22 protein-coding genes are annotated in these 24,190 nt (G+C 38.2%); 19 read left to right on the forward strand and 3 right to left on the reverse strand.

What is annotated here, in order from left to right; translation table 11 throughout:
- The first annotated feature begins 7 nt into the window (after nt 1-7).
- The 12 genes from ACYQ0E_RS03295 to ACYQ0E_RS03350 all read left to right on the forward strand — a co-directional run bounded on the left by ACYQ0E_RS03295 (nt 8) and on the right by ACYQ0E_RS03350 (nt 14,505).
- Entirely contained in the window at nt 8-226 is a 219-nt protein-coding gene (locus ACYQ0E_RS03295; protein ID WP_460186822.1) for a BolA family protein, read from the forward strand.
- A 71-nt stretch (nt 227-297) separates the two neighbouring features.
- Nucleotides 298-1,563: a UDP-N-acetylglucosamine 1-carboxyvinyltransferase gene (gene murA, locus ACYQ0E_RS03300; protein WP_460186823.1), complete on the forward strand. Its 1,266-nt coding sequence runs from the start codon at nt 298-300 to the stop codon at nt 1,561-1,563.
- A 130-nt stretch (nt 1,564-1,693) separates the two neighbouring features.
- A complete protein-coding gene (gene hisG / locus ACYQ0E_RS03305; RefSeq protein WP_460186824.1) occupies nt 1,694-2,335 on the forward strand; it encodes an ATP phosphoribosyltransferase in 642 nt (213 codons plus the stop codon).
- The gene (hisD, locus tag ACYQ0E_RS03310; RefSeq protein WP_460186825.1) at nt 2,328-3,629 is read left to right on the forward strand and encodes a histidinol dehydrogenase; all 1,302 of its coding nucleotides are present in this window, start codon (nt 2,328-2,330) and stop codon (nt 3,627-3,629) included. The genes hisG and hisD overlap by 8 nt, the downstream gene beginning before the upstream one ends.
- Before the next feature lie 255 nt (nt 3,630-3,884).
- Entirely contained in the window at nt 3,885-4,625 is a 741-nt protein-coding gene (locus tag ACYQ0E_RS03315; protein WP_460186826.1) for a Nif3-like dinuclear metal center hexameric protein, read from the forward strand.
- A gap of 184 nt (nt 4,626-4,809) precedes the next feature.
- Complete coding sequence (petA, locus tag ACYQ0E_RS03320) at nt 4,810-5,424, forward strand: ubiquinol-cytochrome c reductase iron-sulfur subunit (RefSeq protein ID WP_460186827.1); 615 nt, start codon at nt 4,810-4,812, stop codon at nt 5,422-5,424.
- Nucleotides 5,424-6,677 (forward strand): cytochrome b, encoded by a 1,254-nt coding sequence (locus ACYQ0E_RS03325; protein ID WP_460186828.1) that lies wholly within the window; start codon nt 5,424-5,426, stop codon nt 6,675-6,677. The genes petA and ACYQ0E_RS03325 overlap by 1 nt, the downstream gene beginning before the upstream one ends.
- Nucleotides 6,677-7,336 carry a cytochrome c1 gene (locus ACYQ0E_RS03330; protein ID WP_460186829.1) on the forward strand — a complete coding sequence of 220 codons (660 nt, stop codon included), beginning with the start codon at nt 6,677-6,679 and terminating at the stop codon, nt 7,334-7,336. The genes ACYQ0E_RS03325 and ACYQ0E_RS03330 overlap by 1 nt, the downstream gene beginning before the upstream one ends.
- A gap of 307 nt (nt 7,337-7,643) precedes the next feature.
- Nucleotides 7,644-9,185, forward strand: coding sequence for an FMN-binding glutamate synthase family protein (locus tag ACYQ0E_RS03335; protein ID WP_460186830.1), 1,542 nt, complete (start codon nt 7,644-7,646; stop codon nt 9,183-9,185).
- 40 nt (nt 9,186-9,225) lie between these two features.
- On the forward strand, nt 9,226-10,590 hold the full coding sequence (gene radA / locus ACYQ0E_RS03340) for a DNA repair protein RadA (protein ID WP_460186831.1): 1,365 nt from the start codon (nt 9,226-9,228) through the stop codon (nt 10,588-10,590).
- 137 nt (nt 10,591-10,727) lie between these two features.
- A complete protein-coding gene (locus ACYQ0E_RS03345; protein ID WP_460186832.1) occupies nt 10,728-12,032 on the forward strand; it encodes an OmpP1/FadL family transporter in 1,305 nt (434 codons plus the stop codon).
- 226 nt (nt 12,033-12,258) lie between these two features.
- Nucleotides 12,259-14,505: an ATP-binding protein gene (locus ACYQ0E_RS03350; RefSeq protein WP_460186833.1), complete on the forward strand. Its 2,247-nt coding sequence runs from the start codon at nt 12,259-12,261 to the stop codon at nt 14,503-14,505.
- 63 nt (nt 14,506-14,568) lie between these two features.
- Here ACYQ0E_RS03350 and ACYQ0E_RS03355 read toward each other — a convergent pair whose 3' ends face one another.
- The 3 genes from ACYQ0E_RS03355 to ACYQ0E_RS03365 form a co-directional block, all read right to left on the reverse strand.
- On the reverse strand, nt 14,569-15,393 hold the full coding sequence (locus ACYQ0E_RS03355) for an inositol monophosphatase family protein (protein ID WP_460186834.1): 825 nt from the start codon (nt 15,391-15,393) through the stop codon (nt 14,569-14,571).
- Nucleotides 15,386-16,684, reverse strand: a complete 1,299-nt coding sequence (locus ACYQ0E_RS03360; protein ID WP_460186835.1) for an HlyC/CorC family transporter — start codon at nt 16,682-16,684, stop codon at nt 15,386-15,388. Before ACYQ0E_RS03360 ends, ACYQ0E_RS03355 begins: the two co-directional genes overlap by 8 nt.
- Nucleotides 16,685-17,036: 352 nt before the next feature.
- Nucleotides 17,037-17,828, reverse strand: a complete 792-nt coding sequence (locus ACYQ0E_RS03365; protein ID WP_460186836.1) for a cytochrome C assembly family protein — start codon at nt 17,826-17,828, stop codon at nt 17,037-17,039.
- 281 nt (nt 17,829-18,109) lie between these two features.
- On the opposite strand from ACYQ0E_RS03365, the gene ffh reads away from it, so the two are divergent.
- The 7 genes from ffh (at nt 18,110) to xerD (ending at nt 23,778) form a co-directional block, all read left to right on the forward strand.
- A complete protein-coding gene (gene ffh / locus ACYQ0E_RS03370; protein WP_460186837.1) occupies nt 18,110-19,495 on the forward strand; it encodes a signal recognition particle protein in 1,386 nt (461 codons plus the stop codon).
- A gap of 289 nt (nt 19,496-19,784) precedes the next feature.
- Nucleotides 19,785-20,021, forward strand: coding sequence for a 30S ribosomal protein S16 (gene rpsP, locus ACYQ0E_RS03375; RefSeq protein ID WP_460186838.1), 237 nt, complete (start codon nt 19,785-19,787; stop codon nt 20,019-20,021).
- A 27-nt stretch (nt 20,022-20,048) separates the two neighbouring features.
- Nucleotides 20,049-20,567, forward strand: coding sequence for a ribosome maturation factor RimM (gene rimM, locus ACYQ0E_RS03380; RefSeq protein WP_460186839.1), 519 nt, complete (start codon nt 20,049-20,051; stop codon nt 20,565-20,567).
- Nucleotides 20,557-21,258, forward strand: coding sequence for a tRNA (guanosine(37)-N1)-methyltransferase TrmD (trmD, locus tag ACYQ0E_RS03385; protein WP_460186840.1), 702 nt, complete (start codon nt 20,557-20,559; stop codon nt 21,256-21,258). The genes rimM and trmD overlap by 11 nt, the downstream gene beginning before the upstream one ends.
- A gap of 118 nt (nt 21,259-21,376) precedes the next feature.
- Nucleotides 21,377-21,721 carry a 50S ribosomal protein L19 gene (rplS, locus tag ACYQ0E_RS03390; protein WP_460186841.1) on the forward strand — a complete coding sequence of 115 codons (345 nt, stop codon included), beginning with the start codon at nt 21,377-21,379 and terminating at the stop codon, nt 21,719-21,721.
- 209 nt (nt 21,722-21,930) lie between these two features.
- Nucleotides 21,931-22,725, forward strand: coding sequence for an EAL domain-containing protein (locus tag ACYQ0E_RS03395; protein WP_460186842.1), 795 nt, complete (start codon nt 21,931-21,933; stop codon nt 22,723-22,725).
- A 129-nt stretch (nt 22,726-22,854) separates the two neighbouring features.
- Nucleotides 22,855-23,778, forward strand: a complete 924-nt coding sequence (gene xerD / locus ACYQ0E_RS03400) for a site-specific tyrosine recombinase XerD (RefSeq protein ID WP_460186843.1) — start codon at nt 22,855-22,857, stop codon at nt 23,776-23,778.
- Nucleotides 23,779-24,190: the final 412 nt, after the last annotated feature.

The following is a 24,190-nucleotide window of genomic DNA, read 5'->3' on the forward strand; positions in this document are numbered from 1 at the left end:
TCAAAAAATGACTCCAGATCAAATTAAAACGATGATTGAAGCCGAGATTCCAGGTGCTGTTGTTGAATTAAGTGGTGAAGACTGTACGTCTTCTATTACTGTAATTAGTAGTGCTTTTGAAGGTAAAAGCCCAATTCAGCGTCATAGAATGGTAAATGACATCTTTAAAGCGCAGTTTGCAACTGGTGAGCTACACGCTTTGTCAATTAAAGCTCAAACGCCTTAATAAATACATTTTAGTTTCGTCTTAAGAGACGTACTAAAAACTCAAAATAGACGAAACAAAAGCAGTATCTAATGGATAAACTCGTAATTGATAATCAGGGAAAAGAACTCTCTGGCCGTGTAGAAATTTCAGGGGCAAAAAACGCCGCACTTCCTATTTTAATGGGGTGTCTGTTGGCCGAAACACCTGTTAAGTTGTCAAATGTTCCGCATTTAATGGATGTAACCACAACCATTCAGTTACTCGCTTCTATGGGCGTTGAAATCATGTTTGACGAAGAGTTAAACATTGAAATTGATGCCTCAAATGTAACGAGCAAAGAAGCGCCTTATGATCTAGTGACGACTATGCGTGCTTCTATATTAGTATTAGGGCCTTTACTTGGTCGATTTGGTGAAGCCAAAGTTTCATTGCCTGGTGGTTGTGCCATTGGTTCGCGTCCCGTTAATATTCATATTAGCGGTATGGAAAAAATGGGTGCGGATATTCAGGTTGAGCAAGGCTATATTGTTGCTAAATCAAACGGTCGCCTAAAAGGTGCTGATATTACGATGGAACCTGTTACTGTGACGGGTACTGAAAACCTATTAATGGCTGCTGTTTTAGCTGATGGAGTCACCACTTTACGTAATTCAGCTCGTGAACCAGAAGTTACCGACTTGGCTTCATTTTTAGTTAAAATGGGTGCAAAAATCAGCGGGATTGGCACCGATGTTTTAGTGATAGAGGGTGTTGAGCGTTTAAGCGGTGTGAACTACGAAGTGATTCCTGACCGTATTGAAGCTGGTACTTATTTAGCGGCTGCCGCAGTAACACACAGCAAAGTTACGGTAACCAAAGTTAACCCAAGTCATTTGGGTGCTGTGTTGGATAAATTTAAAGAAGCGGGTGCTGAAGTAACCACTACAGCAGACAGTATTACTTTAGATATGCGTGATAGACAGTTACAACCTGTTAATATTGTGACGGACCCATACCCATTGTTTCCTACCGATATGCAAGCGCAATTTTTAGTCATGAATGCTTTAGCCGATGGTGAATCAACCATTGAAGAAACGATTTTTGAAAACCGTTTTATGCACGTTTCAGAATTAGCCAGAATGGGTGCCGATATTCGTGTAGAAGGCAATACTGCGCATATTACAGGCGTTAAAACATTACGTGGCGCACCAGTAATGGCAACGGATTTACGTGCATCGGCTAGTTTGATTTTAGCAGGCCTGGTTGCTGAAGGCGAAACCGTGGTTAACCGCGTTTACCATATTGACCGTGGTTATGAGTTAATTGAAGAAAAGTTTCATAAAATTGGCGCGCATATTTATCGTTTGTCTAATTAACAACGATTAAATAAACCAAAAAAACAAATTTTACTGTAGTGAATTTACAGATGTTTTGCTTCAATTATGCAAAACGGAGTATGCTCTCTACAATAACCTTATTTATAATGATTAAAAAGTTTACCGAACTATGAAAGACCAATTAACCATTGCGCTGTCTAAAGGGCGTATTTATAAAGATACCTTGCCACTTCTTGAAGCGGCGGGTATTGAACCTTTAGAAGACCCAAGTAAGAGTCGTAAGTTAATCTTACCAACCAATCAACCTAATGTACGTTTGTTGATTGTGCGTGCTACTGATGCACCTACTTACGTAGCACATGGTGCTGCAGATATTGGTGTGGCAGGAAAAGATGTATTAATGGAAGCACCAAGTGATAACCTTTATGAGTTATTAGATTTACAGATAGCCAAATGTAAATTGATGGTAGCAGGGCCAGAAATTGAAAAAGCGCACGGCCATCGTCTTAAAATAGCCACTAAATATTTAAAGTCGGCACAAGCTTATTACGCTGAAAAAGGTGAGCAGGTTGATTTAATCAAGCTGTATGGCTCAATGGAAATTGCCCCTTTAATTGATTTAGCAGATCGTATTGTTGACTTGGTTGATACCGGTAATACATTAAAAGCCAATGGTTTAGTGCCTATGGAGCATATTGCTGATATTAGTTCACGTTTAATTGTGAACCAGCATGCTTATAAAACAAAGTTTGATCAAATCAATACAATTATTCAACAGTTTAAAACAGTGATAGAGAAAGAAAATGCTTAATATTCGTCGTTTATCTGCCAATGCAGAAGGATTTAGAGAGGAATTAGATCGTTTACTCGCCTGGGAAACGGTCTCTAATGATTCAGTTAACGATATCGTTAAAGAAGTTGTTAATAATGTTCGTACTAAAGGTGATGCGGCTCTTTTAGAGTATACCGCCCGTTTTGACCGTTTAACCTTGCAGTCAGGTTCTGAATTAGAAATTTCTAAAGAGCGCCTGCATGAAGCTTTAAACCGTATTCCAGCTGAGCAACGCGATGCACTTCAATTATCTGCTGACCGTGTGCGCGACTATCACGAAAAACAAGTACAAAATTCTTGGAGCTATGAAGAAGCTAACGGCACGATGTTAGGTCAGCAAGTAACGGCACTTGATAGTGTTGGTTTATATGTACCTGGTGGTAAAGCGGCTTATCCGTCATCGGTTATTATGAATGCCGTACCAGCTAAGGTTGCAGGCGTTGAAACATTGATTATGGTTGTACCGACACCAGATGGTGAAGTGAATGACATGGTTTTAGCTGCGGCCGCTATTTGTGATGTTGATGCTGTATTTACTTTAGGTGGTGCGCAAGCTATTGCTGCACTTGCTTATGGTACTGAAACGGTGCCTGCGGTAGATAAAATTGTAGGGCCTGGTAATATTTTTGTGGCAACCGCAAAACGCATGGTATTTGGTACGGTTGGTATTGATATGATTGCGGGTCCATCTGAAATATTGGTGTACTGTGATGGCCAAACTAACCCAGACTGGATTGCGGTAGATTTATTTTCTCAAGCAGAACACGACGAAGATGCACAATCTATTCTCGTGACTCAAGACGCTGAATTTGCAGAAAAAGTCTATGAAAGTATGGATCGCTTATTACCAACTATGCCACGTGAAAAGATTATTCGTACTGCGCTACAAGATCGTGGTGCCATTATTGTGGTGGATAACGAAGAACAAGCGATTGAGATGATTAATCTGATTGCACCAGAACATTTAGAGTTATCGGTTGATGATCCAAAAGCCTTACTGCCAAAGATTCGTCATGCGGGTGCGATCTTTATGGGACGTTATACGGCTGAAGCTTTAGGTGATTACTGTGCCGGGCCAAACCACGTATTGCCAACATCTCGTACCGCGCGTTTTTCATCACCATTAGGCGTGTATGATTTCCAAAAACGTTCAAGCCTAATTATGTGCTCTCCAGAAGGGTCTAATATGTTAGGTAAGGTTGCCGGTATTTTAGCGGATGGTGAAGGTTTGCAAGCACATGCTATGTCAGCCCGTTATCGAGTGAAGGATTAACGTTTTCTTTATATCCTAGTTGTACATTTATATTAAACCACCATGGCTTTTATCAGGCCTGGTGGTTTTTTTATGGTGAATAAACAAAGATTTTACTAACATATTATTTTTCATTGATTGGATTCGTAAAAACGCACTCATAAGCATGAAATTTTATGATTCTGGTTTTATGAAAGAATAAACCCGTTTTGATTTCGAATCCCCTACAGATAGACTGGTAATTAAAGTTGCCGTGCTGATAAATGGAGCCAAATTATGTTGCGTTCAGAATTACAAAGCTACTTAAAAAATTATTTAAAAGTGGCCGATTTTAAAGACTATGCACCAAATGGTTTACAGGTTGAAGGCTGCGAAGATATTAAGGTGATTGTCACTGGCGTTACTGCTTGTCAGGCTCTTATAGATGAAGCCATTAAGTTAAATGCCGATGCTATTTTAGTGCATCACGGTTATTTCTGGAAAAGTGAACCAGAAGTGATTACCGGATTTAAACAAAAGCGTATTAAAAGTCTGTTACTCAATGATATTAATCTATTTGGTTATCACCTACCTTTAGATGCGCACGAAGAATTAGGTAATAACGCTTTATTAGGTAAGTTATGGAATTTACAAGATATTACCCCTTTACCAGGCCTGGTAAAATTAGGTAAATTGCCCAAAGCGATATCAATAGACGATTTTAAAACAGAAGTCTCACACAGTTTAAAGAGAGAAGTATTGTATCTTCCTGGTGGACCACAACAAGTACAAACCATTGCTTGGTGTAGTGGTGGTGCGCAAGGTTATATTGACCAAGCTATTGAGTGGCAAGCAGATGTCTATATTAGCGGTGAAGTTTCAGAACAAACGACGCATTTAGCCAAAGAGTGCGGTATACATTATTTAGCCGCTGGGCACCATGCCACAGAGCGATTAGGAATCAAAACTTTGGGTGAACATTTAGCACAAAAATTTGATTTAACCTGTCATTTTGTGGATATTAACAACCCTGTATAAATTAAATTTATTTTTATGTGGGATTTATTTTTAAAATAACTTATTGATATATAATGCTAATAAGTTTTTTATGACGTGTCATAAGTAGATATTGATGGCAGTATAAGAAGATACTGATTTAAGTTGACCGCAAGGTTAGGTAAAATAATCAGAATTTGCTTGCATATAAAGGGAAGACGAACCTATGTCGACAGAAGAACAAAAAGCACCTAGTGTTAATCTCCAGCGCCGTAAGATTTTAACGGGTGCAACGGGAGTAGTGGGTGCAACGGGCGCTACGTTTTTAGCCGTTCCGTTTGTAAGCTCGTGGCAGCCTAGTGAAAAAGCTAAGGCGGCAGGCGCACCTGTAAATGCCGATATCAGCCAATTACTACCAGGTCAAATGTTGACGGTAGCTTGGCGTGGAAAACCTGTCTGGGTTGTACGCCGTACAGAAGCGATGCTTGATGGTTTACCACCATTAGATAAAGAACTTCGTGATCCGCATTCAAAAGAATCGGAACAGCCAAAATATTGTCAGAATGAAGATCGTGCAATTAAAAGTGAATATTTGGTTGTAGTGGGTGTGTGTACGCATTTGGGTTGTGCTCCATTATATCGTCCTGCAATTGGTTCGCCCGATGTGGGCGCAGATTGGCAAGGTGGCTTCTTTTGCCCTTGTCATGGTTCAAGATTTGATTTAGCTGGGCGAGTATTTCAATCTGTTCCAGCACCAACTAACTTAGTAATTCCTCCTCATCATTATCTTACTGATAGCATTATTCGTATTGGTGAAGATGCAAAACAAGGGGCGGCATAATGTCTGAAAACAATATGAATGAATTGGATAGTAAGCAACCTAAAAAGGGAACTTTACTTGCGTGGTTTGATGCCCGTTATCCATTAGTAAGCACATGGAATGAGCATGTAGGTGAATATTACGCACCTAAAAACTTTAACTTTTGGTATTTCTTTGGCTCTTTGGCTCTATTGGTTTTAGTTAACCAATTAGTCACGGGTATCTGGCTGACCATGAGTTATAAGCCAAGCGCGGCAGAAGCGTTTAACTCAATAGAATATATTATGCGTGATGTCAATTGGGGTTGGCTCATTCGCTACATGCACTCTACGGGGGCGTCAGCCTTCTTTATTGTGGTGTATTTACACATGATGCGCGGCTTGCTTTATGGGTCTTATAAAGAACCTCGTGAGTTGGTGTGGATTATTGGTATGCTGCTGTTTTTAGTATTGATGGCAGAAGCCTTTATGGGATATTTACTACCTTGGGGACAAATGTCTTATTGGGGTGCGCAGGTTATTATTTCCCTATTTGGCGCAATACCAGGAATTGGTCCTGATTTAGCCTTGTGGGTACGCGGTGACTTTATTATTTCTGATGCAACTTTAAATCGATTCTTTGCCTTGCATGTTATTGCTTTACCATTGGTCTTGCTGATATTAGTTGTTATGCATATCGTGGCACTTCATCAGGTTGGGTCAAACAACCCAGATGGTGTTGAAATTAAAAAAGTTAAAAATGAGAAAGGTTTACCAATGGACGGTATTCCATTCCACCCATATTATTCAGTAAAAGATTCAATGGGTGCGGTGTTCTTTATTACTTTGTTTGCCATAGTGCTGTTTTATATGCCAGAAGGTGGCGGGTATTTCCTTGAGCCGCCTAACTTTGAACCGGCAAACCCATTAAAGACGCCAGATCATATAGCACCAGTGTGGTATTTCACACCGTTTTATGCCATTTTGCGTGCTATTCCAGATAAGTTTTTAGGGGTGGTCGCAATGGGAGGCGCAATCGCTGTATTATTTGCTATGCCTTGGTTAGATCGTTGTAAAGTGAAGTCGATACGTTACCGTGGTTTATCATTTAAATTGCTATTAACCATGCTTGTTATCAGTTTTGTTGTATTAGGTTGGTTAGGTACTCAACCAGCGACACCTGAACTAACAAAATTAGCACAAATTTTTACCGCTTTATATTTTATGTTCTTTTTGGTATTACCTTTTACCTCTAAACATGAAAGAACCAAGCCAGTTCCAGAGAGGGTGCAATAATGAAAAAGTTACTGACTGTATTTAGCTTAATGTTATTGCCATTTGTTTCACCTGTGCAAGCAGCAGGGGGACACGGAATTGAATTAAAACCAGCTGAAAATAATCTACGTGATCAAGATTCTTTACAACGTGGAGCAGTATTGTTTTCAAACTACTGTATGGCTTGTCACTCTATTAAATACATGCGTTATAACCGAATTGCGCGTGATTTAGGGTGGACAGACGATGAAGTTGTTAAAAAGATGGCTCACGGACTAAATAAAGTGGTTGATACGGTACAAACTAGAATGGTTGATGGTGTTGCGCAAGAAGTGCTTGGCACCACTCCGCCAGACTTGTCTTTAATGGCACGTTTAAAAGGAACAGATTATATCTATACTTTTTTAACGGACTATTATCAAAATGAGAAAGGCCAATGGGATAATCACGTGCTTAAAGGCACTTCTATGCCAAATGTTCTAGAAGGTATTCAGCGTCACTCAACACCAGAAGAGTATGCACAAGCTGCTCGTGATATTTCTAACTTTTTGGAATATGTTGGTGAACCAGCTAAACTTCAACGTTTAGATTTAGGTTGGAAAGTTATCGCTTTCTTACTTGTGTTATTGCTGTTGACCTACTTGCTTAAAAAAGAGTATTGGCGAGATATTAAACACTAATTAATTTAAGCCTAATTTAAAGACCCGCAATTGCGGGTCTTTTTATTTGTTTGAAAGATTTTATTGTGGATAAGTGTCTTTTACATAGATTATATGTATTTCAATTGACTAAAAATGTTTATAAATGAGACCTTTGCACGAGTCAAAATACGATTAAAAATGACTAAAATTCACCTGCTTTTTGTTGAATAATTTGCTAATGGCTGGCTATTCGCCACAACCAGGCAAATTGATTGTAATTTTTGTACGCGCTTTACTCGTAAAAGGTCTCAAATAGATTAAATCAAAATGCACAGAGGGCGCTTTAATGAAAGATTTGCACGAAAACTGGATTGAATTAACGCTAAGTTGGTTTTCAATTACGTTTATCTTTTTGATCGGTCTAATTATGATTGTATTAATCGTAACCTTTATTATTGACCGTACTCAAACCAGTAGCGCTCTTAGACATAATTATCCTGTTATTGCGCACTTTAGATATTTATTGGAATATCTAGGTAAATTTTTTAGACAGTATTTATTTGACCCAGATCAAGATGAATTTCCTTTTAATCGTGCTGAAAGAAGCTGGGTTTATCGAGCGGCAAAAAACATACCCAATAATCAAAGTTTTGGATCAACCAAAAATATTAATTCTACGGGAAGAATTATTTTTACCAATTGTGCTTTCCCAACTCTTCAAAAAGATGGTGTGAACTCTCCACCTGTCATCATTGGTAAGAATTGTAAAAATCCTTTTTTGGCACATTCATATTTTAATATTTCAGGGATGAGCTACGGAGCGCTCTCCAAACCCGCAGTACTCGCCCTAAGTAAAGGCGCTAAAAAATCCGGTTGTTGGATGAATACAGGAGAGGGTGGTGTTTCTCCTTATCATTTACAAGGTGGAGCAGATCTGGTTGCCCAGATTGGTACTGCTAAATATGGTTACAGAGATAAAAACGGTAACCTGAGTGATGAAAAATTGAGAGAGGTCGCCGCTCATGAACAAGTAAAAATGTTTGAGCTTAAACTTAGTCAGGGCGCTAAACCAGGTAAAGGTGGAATTTTACCTGGTATAAAAGTGAATGAAGAGATTGCACAAATTCGGGGAATTAAACAAGGTGAAGATTCTATTAGTCCTAACCGACATCCTGAAATTGATAGTAATGAAAAGTTATTAGAAATGGTTCATCACATACGTGAAGTAACAGGCAAGCCGGTAGGCTTTAAGTTCGTAATGGGTAATCCTGTTTGGTTTGATATGCTTTGCGAAACAATGATTGCAATGGGAGATGAATATATACCTGATTTTATTACCATTGATGGTGGTGAAGGCGGTACAGGGTCAGCGCCTGTTGGTTTAATGGATGATGTTGGTCTTTCTATTTCTGAATCATTACCCTATGCTATAGATGCTTTAAATCAATTTGGATTAAAAGAAAATGTAAAAGTCATTGCCTCTGGTAAGTTAATTAATCCAACCATGGTGGCTTGGGCATTAGCAATGGGGGCAGATTTTATTGTCTCAGCAAGAGGTTACCTATTTTCATTGGGCTGTATTCAGTCTATGCGATGCCATACAGATCGCTGCCCAACAGGTATTACGACTCATAATAAGCGATTACATAGTGGCTTAGACCCTAAAAGAAAATCAAATAGAGTGGCCAGTTATCATGATAATCTCGTGAAAGAAGTCAGTCTTATTGCCCACTCTTGTGGCGTACAGGAAGCAAGGCAACTTAGCCGTAACGAGATTCGTAAAGTACAAACTTCTGGTTTATCAAAATCCTACGCTGAACTTCACCCAGAAACCATTTCTCGTTCACAAAATTCAGCTTTTAAGGGAATACCTATCGATGAAAAATAGTATTATTCTCTTACATTCATTAGGTTAAATACTCTTAATTATGGCAAAAAATAAAACAGCTTACGTATGCACAGATTGCGGTGCAGAATACTCACAATGGCAAGGGCAGTGTAAAGCGTGCCATGCTTGGAATACTCTAAAAGAGTTTAAGGTATCACCAGCCAAAAAAACCACTACAACGGGATCTAAGGGCTACTCCGGTACTACCGATAATAAAGTACAGTGTATTAATGATGTTGACCTTTCAACAGTGCCACGTATTACGTCAGGTATGTCAGAATTAGACCGCGTATTAGGTGGTGGCATTGTGCCGGGTTCGGTGGTATTAATTGGTGGTGACCCTGGTGTGGGTAAATCATCTATCTTATTACAAGTGATGTGTTATTTAAGTACCCAGCAAAAAGTGCTTTATGTCACGGGCGAAGAATCTTTGCAACAAGTCGCTCAAAGAGCGAAACGCATGCAATTACCTGATGAAGAGCTAAGGTTATTTACCGAAACGGATGTTGAAGCCATTACAGTGGCATCAGACAATGAAAAACCCAAAGTTATGGTGGTGGATTCCATTCAAACCATGCAGTTGGCAGAAGTCAGTGGTGGAGCGGGTGGCGTGTCACAGGTTAGAGAGAGTGCGGCCTACTTAACGCGTTATGCCAAGCAAAATAACGTGGCTATCTTTTTGGTAGGTCATGTGACCAAATCGGGTGAGGTTGCGGGGCCACGAGTGTTAGAACATATTGTGGATACCGTGGTCTTTTTAGAGGGTCAATCTGATAGTCGTTTTAGAACCTTAAGAGCCATAAAAAACCGCTTTGGTGCAGTGAATGAACTGGGTGTTTTTGCCATGACTGAAAAAGGTATGAAACAAATTAAAAACCCTTCGGCAATATTTTTATCACGCGGGGAAGATCCAGCTCCAGGCTCTGTGGTAATGGTTGTTTGGGAGGGTTCAAGACCTTTATTAGTTGAAATCCAAGCCTTGGTCGATGACTCTCCCTACGGTGCACCTAAGCGTGTTACGGTAGGGCTAGATCAAAATAGAATGGCCATGCTGTTGGCCGTAATGCACAGACATGGTGGTATTCAAGCCAGTGACCAAGATGTATATGTGAATGTGGTTGGTGGTGTTAAGGTTTCAGAAACCAGTGCCGACTTAGCTGTGTTATGCTCAATATTATCCAGTATGAGAAACCAACCTTTATCTCAAGAATTAATTATTTTTGGTGAAGTAGGGCTTGCTGGAGAAATACGTCCTGTACCAAGTGGACAAGAACGCATTATTGAAGCGGCTAAACATGGTTTTAAACGCGCTATTGTTCCGATAGGTAATGTGCCTAAAAACGGCGTTTCAGGTATGGAAATTATGGGCGTTAAAAGCTTACAGCAAGCGTTGGATTTTTTATAAACTTCAAACATAAATTACCAGGCCTGGTAATTTAATTTACTTATCATAGTCCCTACTACTTTTAATGTTTGTGTTAATTAACAGGTGTTAGAATGAGCCTCGTCTATAAGTAGCATAGAAAGAAGGTAGGAATATATATGTCATTAAACAAGCTTACAGGTGCACTTTTATTTGCACTAGCTTCACAGGCCGCCAATGCGTCAGGCTTTGCATTAATTGAACAAAGCGCAAGTGGTCAAGGAACTGCCTATGCTGGTGCAGCTGCCAATACAGAAGATGCCAGTGTAATGTGGTTTAACCCAGCAGGGTTAACTGAAATTAAAGGCAGTCAAGTGATTGTGGGCGCACATATTATTTCTCCAACAGCAAAATTTAGTGATAATGGAAGTTATGCAGCTTCACCTCTTAACAAGGTTGGCGGTGGTGGTGACGATGGTGCTACGATTGGCGTAGTTCCAAATGTTTATTGGAAGACTAAAGTAGGAGACTATGATATTGGTTTTGGAATTAATACGCCTTTTGGACAACATATTTCTTACAAAGATGGCTGGGCTGGACGTTATCAAGCGACAGAAACCGATCTAAAAACGGTTAATTTTAACCCTAATATTGCTAAAAAAATAAATGATAAACTCTCTTTAGGGTTTGGTTTAAATGCGCAATATGTTGACTTAGTTTTATCAAGTAAAATTAACAACTCTTTAGTTGGATTTCTTCCTGCTCCATACAACGGTATGGGCACCATAACTAGCGATGGTGAAGGGGAAATTAAGGCAAATAGTTGGGGGTTTGGTTATAACTTAGGTCTGTTGTATAAAATTACGCCAAGTACTAACTTCGGTGCGTCTTATCGTTCAACGGTAACTCAATTTGCCAAAGGAAAGATTAAGTACAAAAATGTCGATCCTGTCCTTCAAAATGCTGCGGTTAAAGGGCTTATTAATGCCAATGTTAAATCAACGGTTAACTTACCCGCAACCGCTATAGTATCTTTATCACATCAATATAATAGTAAATTACAGCTTTTAGCTGGTGCAACCTGGACAAAATGGAGCGAATATAACGACTTAGTTATTAACTATGATTCTAGTCAGGCTAACACGAATACAAATCAAAAACTTAAAGACAGCTGGCGTTTATCATTAGGGGGTATTTACCAATTAAATGATGACATGAAATTAAGAGCGGGTGTGGCATTTGACCAAACACCCGTTTCTAATGAAACGCATCGTAGCCCACGTACACCAGATTCAGATCGTAAATGGATCGCTTTAGGTCTGGGGTATAAATTAACACCATCAATGGATTTAGATGTAGGCTATAGTCATCTTTTTGCGGATAAGACAAAGGTAAATTACACTACTGATGGAGTTCAATATTTAGTAGGTAGTTACAACGCATCGGTTGATATCTTTAGTGCCCAAGTGGTTTGGAAATATTAATTCTTAATCAATAAAAAGTACCAGGCCTGGTAAATTTAAAAAAAGGTTTGGTAAATTCTTTATTTTTAGCAAGGCTTGTTAATTTTTAACAGGCCTTTTTTGTATTTTAAACCGAGAAAAAAGCATAATTGGATAAAAGCGAGTGGTTAAGCTAAAATAAATTATTCAACCTACAAAGCGTGTAAATCCCTTTACCAAGCTTTTACAAAAAAGAGTTTTGCCCTTTATGCAATCATTTCAGCAACAAGTTCAAGACTTGTATGTTTCACTCCCAGTGGCTACCGCTTTATTTGAAAGAGATGATGATGGTTTATGGCATAATTTATGGCAAAATCCTTCAGCAAAAGCCCTTTGGAACGAATTTGATTTAACTCAAAATCCTCGTTTTAAACTCGAATTAATGGATGCTTTGTCTAAGGTCGCTCCATCCACTTTTGATTATCAAGTGCCCGGCGCTCTTGATACCTTTCGTTTTATTGCTACGCCACATAAAGATGCGGTGCTTGTTCAGTTTTTAGCCTATTCTCAAGAAACTCGCTTTGAAGACAAAACGGTAACTGAAAAAAGCTTGGATATAAACTCCTTAATAATCGATTCAGCTGAATTTGGTGTGTTTGACTGGGATGTAGAAAAAAATTTTATTCAATATAACCAAAGAGCTTATGAGGTGCTTGGTTTAAGCGGGAGTGATTTATCACCCGATTATAAAGGGCTGTTGTCCAGAATTCATACAAGTGAAGTTGAAACCGTTGAAAATGCCATTGAAGATCATTTACTGCATAAATGGCCTTTAAATATTGAATTTAGAATACGAAATATTCATCAGCAATATGAATGGATTAGTCTGACAGGCCAGGCTATTTGGCAAGATGGAGAAGCCATACGTTTGGTTGGTATATTAAATAATATCTCTGACCGAAAACAAGCTTCTGCACAATTAAAACAGCGTGAAGTGTTAATTGAACAAATGCTCGATGCTTTGCCGATTAGCTTGTATGTAAAAGATGCTCAAGGCTGTTATCGTTTTTTTAATAAAGAAGCCGAGAAGTTACAAGGAATCTTGCGTGGTCAGGTAGTAGGTCGTACTGATTTTGAGGTTTTTCCTATTAAAGAACTTCAATCGCGTTTGGCAAAAGACCAAGAAGTACAAGAAAAAGAATTGGTTTTGTTTTATGAAGAAGAAACGGTTATTAACCAAAAAAATATATGGTTATATAACGGCAAAGTACCTATGCATGTTAAACAGCTAAATGATAAGTATGAAACCTGGCTATTAAGTTTTGCTTTAGATATTTCTGAACGTAAGCAATTTGAAGAGGAATTAAAAACGGCTAGAAACATGGCCGAACAAGCCACAAAAGCAAAATCTGATTTTTTATCAATTATGAGCCACGAAATAAGAACGCCATTGAACTCAGTGATTGGTAATGCAAGCCTTTTATTAAGTGAAAATTTAGATCAACAGTCAGCAGAACAAGTTGAAATGATTAAGCGTTCTGGTGATCATTTATTATTTTTGATTAATGATATTTTAGATTTTAATAAGCTTGAAGCGGGTAAGTTTGAACTTGAGAAAAAGCCTTTTAACTTGCTTCAACAAATTAAAACCGTTATTGAAATGTCATTAGTCAATGCTAAGTTAAAACACATTTCTTTAGAATATAAAATCGCAGAGAAGATACAGACATACTATTTAGGAGACGAAGGTCGTCTAAGACAAATATTGTTAAATTTAGTCGGTAATGCCATTAAATTTACTCAACAGGGCGGCGTGTTTGTTGAGGTAACTTGTGTTGATAGCACTGAATCAGGTCAAATGATTCGCTTTGCAGTTAAAGATTCAGGTATTGGAATAGCAGAAAAAAACATCTCAAAATTGTTTACAGAGTTTGCGCAGGCCGATGCCGCAACATCAAGAAAATTTGGTGGTACAGGGTTGGGTTTATCTATTAGTAAAAAATTAGTAGAAGCCATGAATGGACAAATTGGTGTGCTTAGTAAAGAAGGACAAGGCAGTACTTTTTGGTTTGAAATCCCTTTTATAGAAACCCATAAGCCGGCTGAATTAAATAACTCGTACGAAAGCCAAACGGATCATATAAAACCGCTTACAATTTTAGTGGCCGAAGACAATGAAGTGAACCAGTTTTTAGTAAAGACCATTTTAAATAAATTAGGTTATACCGTTGAAATCGCAAATAATGGATTAGAAGCATTTGAAACATTGAAAGCCAACAATACTCAATTTGATTTAGTCTTAATGGATATGCAAATGCCAGAAATGAATGGTATAGAAGCAACGCAACATATAAGAATGCTTAATTCCAGTATGAATAATATTCCTATTATTGCCTTGTCGGCAAATAGTTTTGAGGAAGGTCATGAAGCAGTGTTAGCGGCGGGAATGAATGATTATTTAAGTAAACCAATAAATGTGGTCGACTTAAAGGCGATGTTAAAAAAGTGGTCATAAAATGCAAATTTTCGGCAATAGTAAATGTAAATTTGCTTTTTAAAGTCGCTATTTAAAATTTTATTATTTAATTCCTAAGAATTGTTGCCATTCTGTAAATAAGTTTTGGGTCGTTGCGGCAACGGCGGAACGTTTTTCAACTTTAGCAATAACAACACATTCATTTTCTAATGTAGAGCTATAACCGCCTGCTTCATGCAAAATTAACCAACCTGCGGCATAATCCCAAATATTTTGTGCGCCATGTAAATAAATTTGTCCACGACCTGCGGCAATCCAGCACCAGTCTAAGGCCACAGAACCAAAACTACGCTGCGAAGAGTATGGACATTGTGTGGCCAGTTTAGTGGCTAATGGCGCAGCAAGACGTTTGAAGTCAATAATGCCGCTGCACTGTTTTAATGCTTGTTTAGGTGTGCTGACTTTTAGCGGTTTGTTGTTTATGTTTGCACCTTGACCAATACGGGCTGAAAACATTTCATCTCGACTTGGGTCATAGACCAGGCCTGCTAAAATGGTGCCTTTAACCATTAAGGCTAAAGAAACTGAATACACAGGTATACCAATAGCAAAGTTACTGGTGCCATCAACAGGGTCAAGAATCCAACAACCAGAATCACTGTTCATGGCTGTTTCTTGTTCTTGTTGAGTGGATTCTTCACCTAAAAAAGCAAATTGTGGCCAGTGCTTTGCTAAAAAAGCCTGAGTCTTAATTTGCATTTCTGTATCGGCTTCTGTGAGTAGAGAGCCGTCTGGTTTTTCTTGTGCTGTAACTTGTTCAAACCGAGCGAGAACTTCGGTTTTTGCCATTTCTTTTATGCCTAAAAGTAATTTTTGCCATTCGGCTTCTTGGCTAAATGGATGGTTATTTTTTAAGGAGTCAGTCATGGCTTACCTTTTCTTTATTTTTAGAGGCGTAAGTAGTAAGTTTTACCGATTCAATCGCATTGGTAGAGGTTTCTACTACTTCTAAAACGTACTCTTCAATCTTAATACAGGTACCTGGTGACGGCAGTTCTTCTAATACTTCTTGAATTAAGCCATTTAAGGTTTTTGGGCCATCGGTTGGTAGCTCTAAATCGTATTCTTTATTTAAATCACGAATAAACTCAGAAGCATCAATGGTCATACTGCCATCGTCATGTAATGCAACAGTGTCTTCAATGGGTTTGGCTTTAGCATCGGTAGAAAGTTTACCGACTATCTCTTCTAGTAAATCTTCCATAGTTAGAGAGCCTTGTAAATCGCCATATTCATCTACGATCAATGCCATTCGGCGTTTGTTCTCATTAAACTTACCAAGTTGCACGTTAAGCGAGGTTGTTTCAGGTACAAAATAAGCAGGGCGTGTAATTTTAATAATGTCTTTTAGGGTAACTTCATCACGCATTAAAATAGGTAAAGCACGTCGTAAATTTAAAATACCAATTAAGTCTTCGTCTAAAGAGGAGCGATAAATGGGTACGCGAGTGTAGGGTGATTTTTGAATATCTTTTAAGATTTGTTCAATTGGTTGGTCAACATCAACAGCATACATGTCCTGTTTAGGGATCATAACGTCTTCTACCGTGACTGATTCTAAAGATAATACACTTGATAGCATAGAGCGATACTGCTCTGGTAATTGGCTGGTTGCTTCATAGATAAGAGTTTGCAATTCTTCATGAGACAGGGCGTGTGCATCCTCAACGTTGTGAATATTGACACCAAATATTTTTAAAAAACCATTTGCAAAAAAGTTTACAAACCAAACGATAGGCGATAAAAGTTTTAATAAAGGGGTTAAAACAAATGCCGCTGGATAAGCAATTTTTTCAGGATAAAGAGCGGCGAGTGTTTTAGGCGCAACTTCTGCAAAAATTAATACCACCATAGTCAGTAAACCAGCGGCTAAAGCAATGCCGGCTTCACCCATTAATTGCATGGCAATAATTGTGGCAATGGAGGAGGCAAAAATATTAACAAAGTTATTTCCTAGAAGAATAACGCCTAATAAACGGTCAGGTTTTTTGAGCAATTTTTGAGCGAGTTTAGCGCCTTTGTTTCCAGATTTAGCATGGTGCTTAAGACGATAGCGGTTTAGCGCCATCATGCTGGTTTCTGAGCTTGAAAATAAAGCAGAAAGAATAATAAGAAGGGCTAAAATCCCAAAAAGGATAGGAATATCTAAAGAATTCAATGTCTTTCGGTTGTGTTATGAATGAAAGAGAATTATACCTTTTCAAAATCTTTTGCACCAACCAAAGATTAATAAAGTTATAAGAAATTGTTATATAAGAAACTTTTGCCTGAAGTTACAAACAAGTAAACGTGGCTAAAATTCACTACCTTTCTCGACTTAGCCCTTAGAACGTTGAGTTATTTGTTTTGTTCTAAAACGTTTCAATAGCCAACTCTTAACAGTATTTTAGACAATTTAAGGATATAAAAAATGAATTTACCCTATGCATGCAATGTATAGATGGCCACAGGGTATGCCAGGCCTGGTAAATTCATTTTATGATGTTTGTGATGTATTGCGTTAATACAAATTAAGCGTTAATAAATTCCAAAATAATGGTTGTGCCTATATAGCTTAATATGAGTAAAAAGTATGCCCAAATTGTGTATCGAGCCGCTGTTTGCCCACGCCAACCATACTTAGCATGTCCAAATAAAAATACGCCATAAACCACCCAAGCTAAAATCGCAAAAAATGTTTTGTGAATAAGATGTTGTTCAAATAAGTTTTCTACAAAAAAAGCACCACTTATTAAAGCAAAGGTTAAAAAGATAAAACCAATTTTAACGAGTTGTAACAAAGTGCTTTCCATTACTTGTAATGGTGGTAGGGCCTTCATAAGTTTGGTCAAGCGTTTCGCTTTAAAGTTACGTTCTTGCACGCCATATAAAATAGCTTGCGCTGTGGCAATCCCCATAATGCTGTATGCCGCAATAGAGATAAGAATATGACTGCCTAATGTTAATGGCAATTGCATACGTTCATCAATTAATAACGGTAGAAGCGTGCTAAAGGCGGCAATGGGATAAACAAATATTCCTAAGGTTTCGGTGGGTTTATTTAAATGCGAGGTCAGTAAAATAATGGCGGCTAAAAGCATGACTAAAGATAAGCCGTTACCAATATCAAAATAAATGCTTGAATCAACCCAAATAGAATGACTTAACACAAAAAAGTGCAAGATAATCGCGATGGCAACAATTTTAATAATAGTTGGTCGAATGTCTTTTTGAGTAGGAGACTGAATTTTTTTCCAGATAATTGCACTAGCTACTAAGTAAAATAAGCTAGCAAGGACTGAACTAAATTCGGTTAATAACATTGAATGTAAACCTTATGTATAAAATGACAGGAATTAAGTGTAAACCTATTGTAACTCAGTGAATACGTAAATAAACTCTCTAAAGAGTGTTTGTAGCATTTTTTTCGTGTAATTTCTATTTTGAGTGACTTGATTAAGGTGGTTTTTTTGTTACAAGTTAGTCAATGAAGATTCTTACTTCTATTTCCGCTATAATAATGCGAATCTATTTTTCGTTTTTTACAAGACGGCTTCAGCAGGACGTTTGGTCTATAAGCTAGAGGTCTGTTTTAGGAGTTTTCATGTTTGACAATTTATCGGATCGTCTAAACAAAACCTTTAAAGCCATTCGTGGCCAAGGGCGTTTGACCGAAGCAAATATTAAAGATGCCTTGCGAGATGTTCGCCGTGCATTATTAGAGGCTGATGTCGCGCTACCTGTCGTCAAAAGTTTTATTTCCCAAGTACAAGAACGCGCCATTGGCCAAGAAGTTTCTACTAGCTTAAACCCTGGCCAAGCCTTTATTAAAGTGGTGCGTGAGCAACTTGCCGATGTTATGGGTAAAGAAGCCGAACCACTTAACTTTAATGTTGAGCCACCAGCGGTCATTATGGTTGCAGGTTTACAAGGTGCAGGTAAAACCACATCGGTTGCAAAACTGGCTAAATGGTTAAAAGAGCGCGAAAAGAAAAAAGTTATGGTGGTTTCTGCCGATGTTTATCGCCCCGCAGCGATTAAACAGTTAGAAACCTTGGCTGAGCAAGTTGATGTGTTGTTTTTTCCATCGACGGCAGATCAAGACCCAATTACGATTGCTAAAAACGCACATGCAGAAGCCAAAAAACAATTTGCTGACGTTTTAATTTTAGATACAGCAGGTCGTTTGCATATTGATGATGAGATGATGCAAGAAGTGCAAAAACTGCACACTAGCATTAACCCATGTGAAACCTTGTTTGTTGTTGATTCAATGACAGGGCAAGATGCGGCTAATACGGCCAAAGCCTTTAATGATGCCTTGCCATTAACGGGGGTAATTTTAACCAAAACAGATGGTGATGCACGTGGTGGTGCGGCTTTATCTATTCGCGAAATTACGGGTAAACCGATTAAGTTTATTGGTGCCGGTGAAAAAACCGATGCTTTAGAACCGTTTCACCCAGATCGTATGGCTGGCCGTATTTTGGGCATGGGCGATGTATTAAGTTTAATTGAAGACGCCGAAGCTAAAATTGACCATAAAAAAGCGCAAAAGTTTGCCCAAAAAATTAAAAAATCAGGCGAGTTTGATTTAGAAGATTTTTTAGAACAGTTACAACAAATTAACAGCATGGGTGGTGTAGGCGGTTTAATGGGCAAGTTGCCAGGAATGGGACAACTTAAAGGCCAGGTTGATGAAGATGTTGCTGCCAAAGAGTTTAAACGTCTTGAGGCGATTATTCACTCAATGACTAAAAAAGAACGTCGTTTTCCTGCGGTCATTAAAGGTTCTCGTAAACGTCGTATTGCTACGGGATCTGGTACATCTGTACAAGATGTAAACAAGCTATTAAAACAGTTTACCCAAATGCAAAAAATGATGAAAAAAATGAAAGGCGGCGGCATGAAAAATATGATGCGTGGTCTAGCAGGAAAATTACCACCAGGTATGGGCGGCATGGGTGGCTTACCACCAGGAATGCGCTAAATGTAAAGTAAACGTAAAGTTAATCTGCTTTTACCAGGCCTGGTAAAAGTAAAAAGGCCTTTAGTTAAGTCATTGTTTTAATAATATTTGTCTTTAACTAAAGGCTTTTGTGTTTATAACTCGGTGCTAGAGATAAGCTGATAAACTAATTTTAGGTAAATAATTGATATCCGGGAGTTTGTTCTGTATAATCCCGCGATTCGCCAAGTCTTGTTGGTGAATATATTAAACAAAAGAAATTGTTGGGGGGAATTCCTCTCATCGCCTGATAAATATAAGGAATATTATTATGGTAGTTGTACGTCTAGCCCGTGGTGGTTCTAAAAAGCGTCCTTTTTACAAGTTAGTTGTTGCTGATCAGCGTTTCAGTGCTACTGGTCGTTTCATTGAGCAAGTTGGTTTTTATAACCCAATCGCTCGTGGACAAGAAGAAAAAATCCGTGTTGATCAGGCGAGAGTTGATTACTGGGTTGCTCAAGGCGCTCAAGTTAGCCCACGTGTAAAAAACGTTCTTAAAAAAGCCTAATTGTTTAACCGACAACGGAGTAGATAAATGTCTGCAGAAAAACTGATTGTCGGTTCAATAAATGGTGTTTTTGGCGTAAATGGGTGGGTAAAGATTTTTTCTCATACCGACCCACGCGAAAATATTCTTAGCTATTCGCCTTGGTGGATTAAATGCAAAGGCGAATGGCGACAAGTCAGCATTGTTGACTCAAAGGTTCAACAAGGTGGTAAAACCTTGGTGGCCAAGCTAGATAAAGTAGATGACCGAGATTTAGCCCGTGAATATATGGGGTGTGAAATTGCGATTGAAGAATCTCAATTAAAAAACCGCAAAGATTCACTCTACTGGATTGATTTAATCGGTTGCCAAGTGTTGTTACAAGACGGCACAGTCATTGGTACTGTTAGTGAATTGGTAGAAACGGGTGTACATGATGTTTTACGTGTTACTGGCGAACATAATGAATTGATTCCATTTGTCATGGATCGTTTTATTTTGAGCGTTGATACTGATAAAAAACAGATTGTAGTGGATTGGGAAGTGGAAACTGACAGTGAGATTTGATGTGATTACCCTGTTTCCGGAAATGTTTAAAGCATTAACGGAATCAGGTGTCAGTCGTAGAGCAAATCAATCTGGGTTGTACCAACTCAAAACCTGGAATCCGCGTCAATTTACTTTAGATAAACATAAAACGGTTGATGATCGTCCTTACGGGGGCGGGCCAGGTATGCTCATGATGTATCAACCGTTAAAAGATTCGCTGACAGCGATTGAAGCTGAATGTGAGGTTGATAATGGCTCTAAGCCGCACGTGGTGTATTTATCACCACAAGGTCAACCTCTTACTCAGCAAAAAGTGGTTGAGTTAACTCAGCATAAAAATCTTACCTTGCTTTGTGGGCGCTATGAAGGTGTGGACGAGCGGTTGATTGAATCATCGGTAGATGAAGAAATCAGCATTGGTGATTTTGTTGTGAGTGGGGGCGAGCTCCCAGCCATGATGTTAATGGATGCAGTGATTAGACTGATTCCAGGTGCATTAGGGCATAACCAGTCAGCAGAACAAGATTCATTTTCTGACGGTTTGTTAGATTGTCCGCATTACACGCGACCAGAAGTGGTTGATGGAATGACGGTTCCTTCGGTTTTATTAGAAGGCAATCACGCTAAAATTGACGCTTGGCGACAAGAACAAAAATTAGCAAGAACACAACTACGTCGGCCAGATTTACTGTCTGGAACCAAAAAGTAAAAATTCGGATTCAACCTCTGGCTAACTCAGTTAGGTAATGTTGGATAAAGTTAAGAGACAAAAATGTCTCAGGCTCATAATCTTAAATGAACGAGCCATATAAATGGAGAAGCTTAAAATGAGCGATATCATTAAGCGTATTGAAGCAGAGCAAATGACTAAGGAAATTCCTTCTTTTGCTCCTGGTGACACAGTTGTAGTACAAGTTAAAGTTGTTGAAGGTAAAAACGAACGTCTTCAAGCATATGAAGGTGTTGTTATTGCTAAGAAAAACCGTGGCATTAACTCTAACTTCATCGTGCGTAAGATTTCTCACGGTGTTGGTGTAGAACGTACTTTCCAAACCTTTAGCCCATTAGTTGATAGCATTGAAGTTAAACGTAAAGGTGCTGTACGTCGTGCTAAACTATACTATCTACGTGATCTATCTGGTAAAGCAGCACGTATTAAAGAAAAAGTATAATCGTTTAGAAGTTTTACTTCGAAGTCGATTCAAGATTTTTCTTGTATTAAAAACGCCTCGTAATCTTTTTGATTACGGGGCGTTTTTGTTTGTTTAAATGAATAAACTTGAAAACAATAATTGATGCTTTAATATGTAAAAAATATATTGATTAGAGTAATCGGTTTTTTATATTTAAATATGTTTAACCTTCAAATAGAGTGTTTAGTATGGATACGGTATTTCAAATAGAAAAGATAGAGGAAGGTTGCACAAAGTGTGGCACATTTAAAGATTCAGATTTTACTTTCGCCTATCAGCCAATTGTGGATATTCGTAAACAAGAAATTTTTGGTTATGAAGCATTAGTTAGAGATCGAGTGACCAAAACTGCAAGAGCCGTATTGGATAAGGTGAATGCTGAAAACCGTTATTCGTTTGATCAAACTTGCCGTGTAAAAGCGATTTCTATTGCTAATCAACTTGGTTTAGATAAAGTATTGAGTATTAACTTTTTACCTAATGCCGTCTATGAACCTAAGCACTGTATACAAAGTACGATTCGTGCTGCAGAATCTTGTGGATTTCCTCTTAATAAAATTATGTTTGAGGTGACAGAATCTGAAAAGGTTTATGATGTGCAACACATGAAAAAGATTTTTGATTATTACCAAAGCAAAGGTTTTGTAACCGCTTTAGATGACTTTGGTGCCGGGCATGCTGGGTTAAATATGTTGGTTAATTTTATACCCAATATCATTAAGCTTGATATTGAGTTGGTTAAAAATATTGACCAAGATAAGGTAAAACAAATTGTTGTTGGTTGTATGTTAGAGATGGCACGTCAATTAAAAATTACCATTTTGGCCGAAGGTGTTGAGACCCTTGCTGAAGCTCAATATTTTGCAAGTAAAGGTGTGTATTTGTTACAGGGATATCTATTTGCAAAGCCAGGTTATGAAGCGTTACCAGAAGTTGATTCTGAATTATTAAAGCAACTTAATGAGGTTTATAGCCCTATATAACTTGTTTTTTTTATCCTATCTACAATTGGCGGATGAATAAATAAGAAACATGTAACAAGTAACAGAATATTAATGCTATGCAAGTTAAGAGTGTTACGCAGTTAAGCCGTCTCCGCTATACTATGTCACATGATAAAACCAAAGCCTAAAAAAATTGAAACCGTACTGCATCCTAAAATGGCTGAGTTTTTAACATACTTGGCTCTTTCTGAAGGATTAAGTACGAATACAATTTCTGCTTATCAAACAGATCTAAAACTTTACCAGGCCTGGTTACTTGATGTAGAACAAACAACCGTTGAACACATTTCTACTGAAGGCATAGAATCTTTTATGCTGTATTTACAAACAGAAGGACGTAAAGAGAAAAGTAATGCACGTTTGCTTTCTACGCTTAAGCGTTTTTATCAATGGGGTGGAATGAATGAGTATTTTGATGCTGACCCTACCGCTTTAGTAAAAGGCCCTAAGTTACCTAAAAGTATCCCTAAAACGATTACAGAAGAACAGGTTGAAGCTTTGTTGTTTTCTCCCGATGAATATACGCCTTTAGGTATTCGTGATAGAGCGATATTAGAGTTAATGTATGCCAGTGGTTTACGAGTATCTGAAGTTGTTGAGTTACCATTTGAACAGGTTAATTTATCAGCAGGACTGGTTCAGGTTACAGGTAAAGGTAATAAAGAACGCATTGTACCAATTGGTGAGCTCGCGGTTGAGTGGATAGAAAAATATATTAAAGAAGCTAGGCCTAGTTTGGTAAAAAATAAATGGGTTCATAGCTTGTTTGTATCGCGCATTGGTCGTCAAATGACTCGGCAGACCTTGTGGCATAGGGTAACAAACTTAGCCTTTGATGCAGGTATTCATACCAAGCTTTCACCACACACATTACGGCATGCGTTTGCAACACATCTTATTAATCACGGAGCCGATTTAAGAACGGTTCAGTTGTTATTAGGGCATAGCGATTTATCAACCACGCAAATTTATACACATGTCGCTAAAGAGCGACTACACAAACTTCATCAACAACATCATCCACGCGGTTAAAACTTTATACACTTGGGTTTCAAGAGTTGCGCAAGTATTGGCTTAGCGGATTGTTGTATTATGGTTAAATAAAACGGGTATGTAAATTTCGTGATTATTTTAGAGTTATAAATATAAATGATGAACTTTCGAGCAACGGCAATTTCCCCTTGGAATAAAAAGTGCAAGGTTCTTAGTGTAGTGAACGGTTAAGAAACGCTGCTGCTTGAGCGTAGCGAGTTCAGCGTTTTCAGTTCACAAGCTTAGAACTTGCCTATTTATGGAGTGGGGTGCCTTTTTTCTGGTTACTCTATTTGGGCAAGCAAAAAGAGTAACGGGAAGCCTATTATTGAAATGCAAGGCAAAGAAATTTTAATTAAAAGGCTTCTCAATTACTATCCTGATGAGTTATTAAGTTTTAGTTTTAAAGCTA

The organism is Thiomicrorhabdus hydrogeniphila (assembly GCF_054656895.1).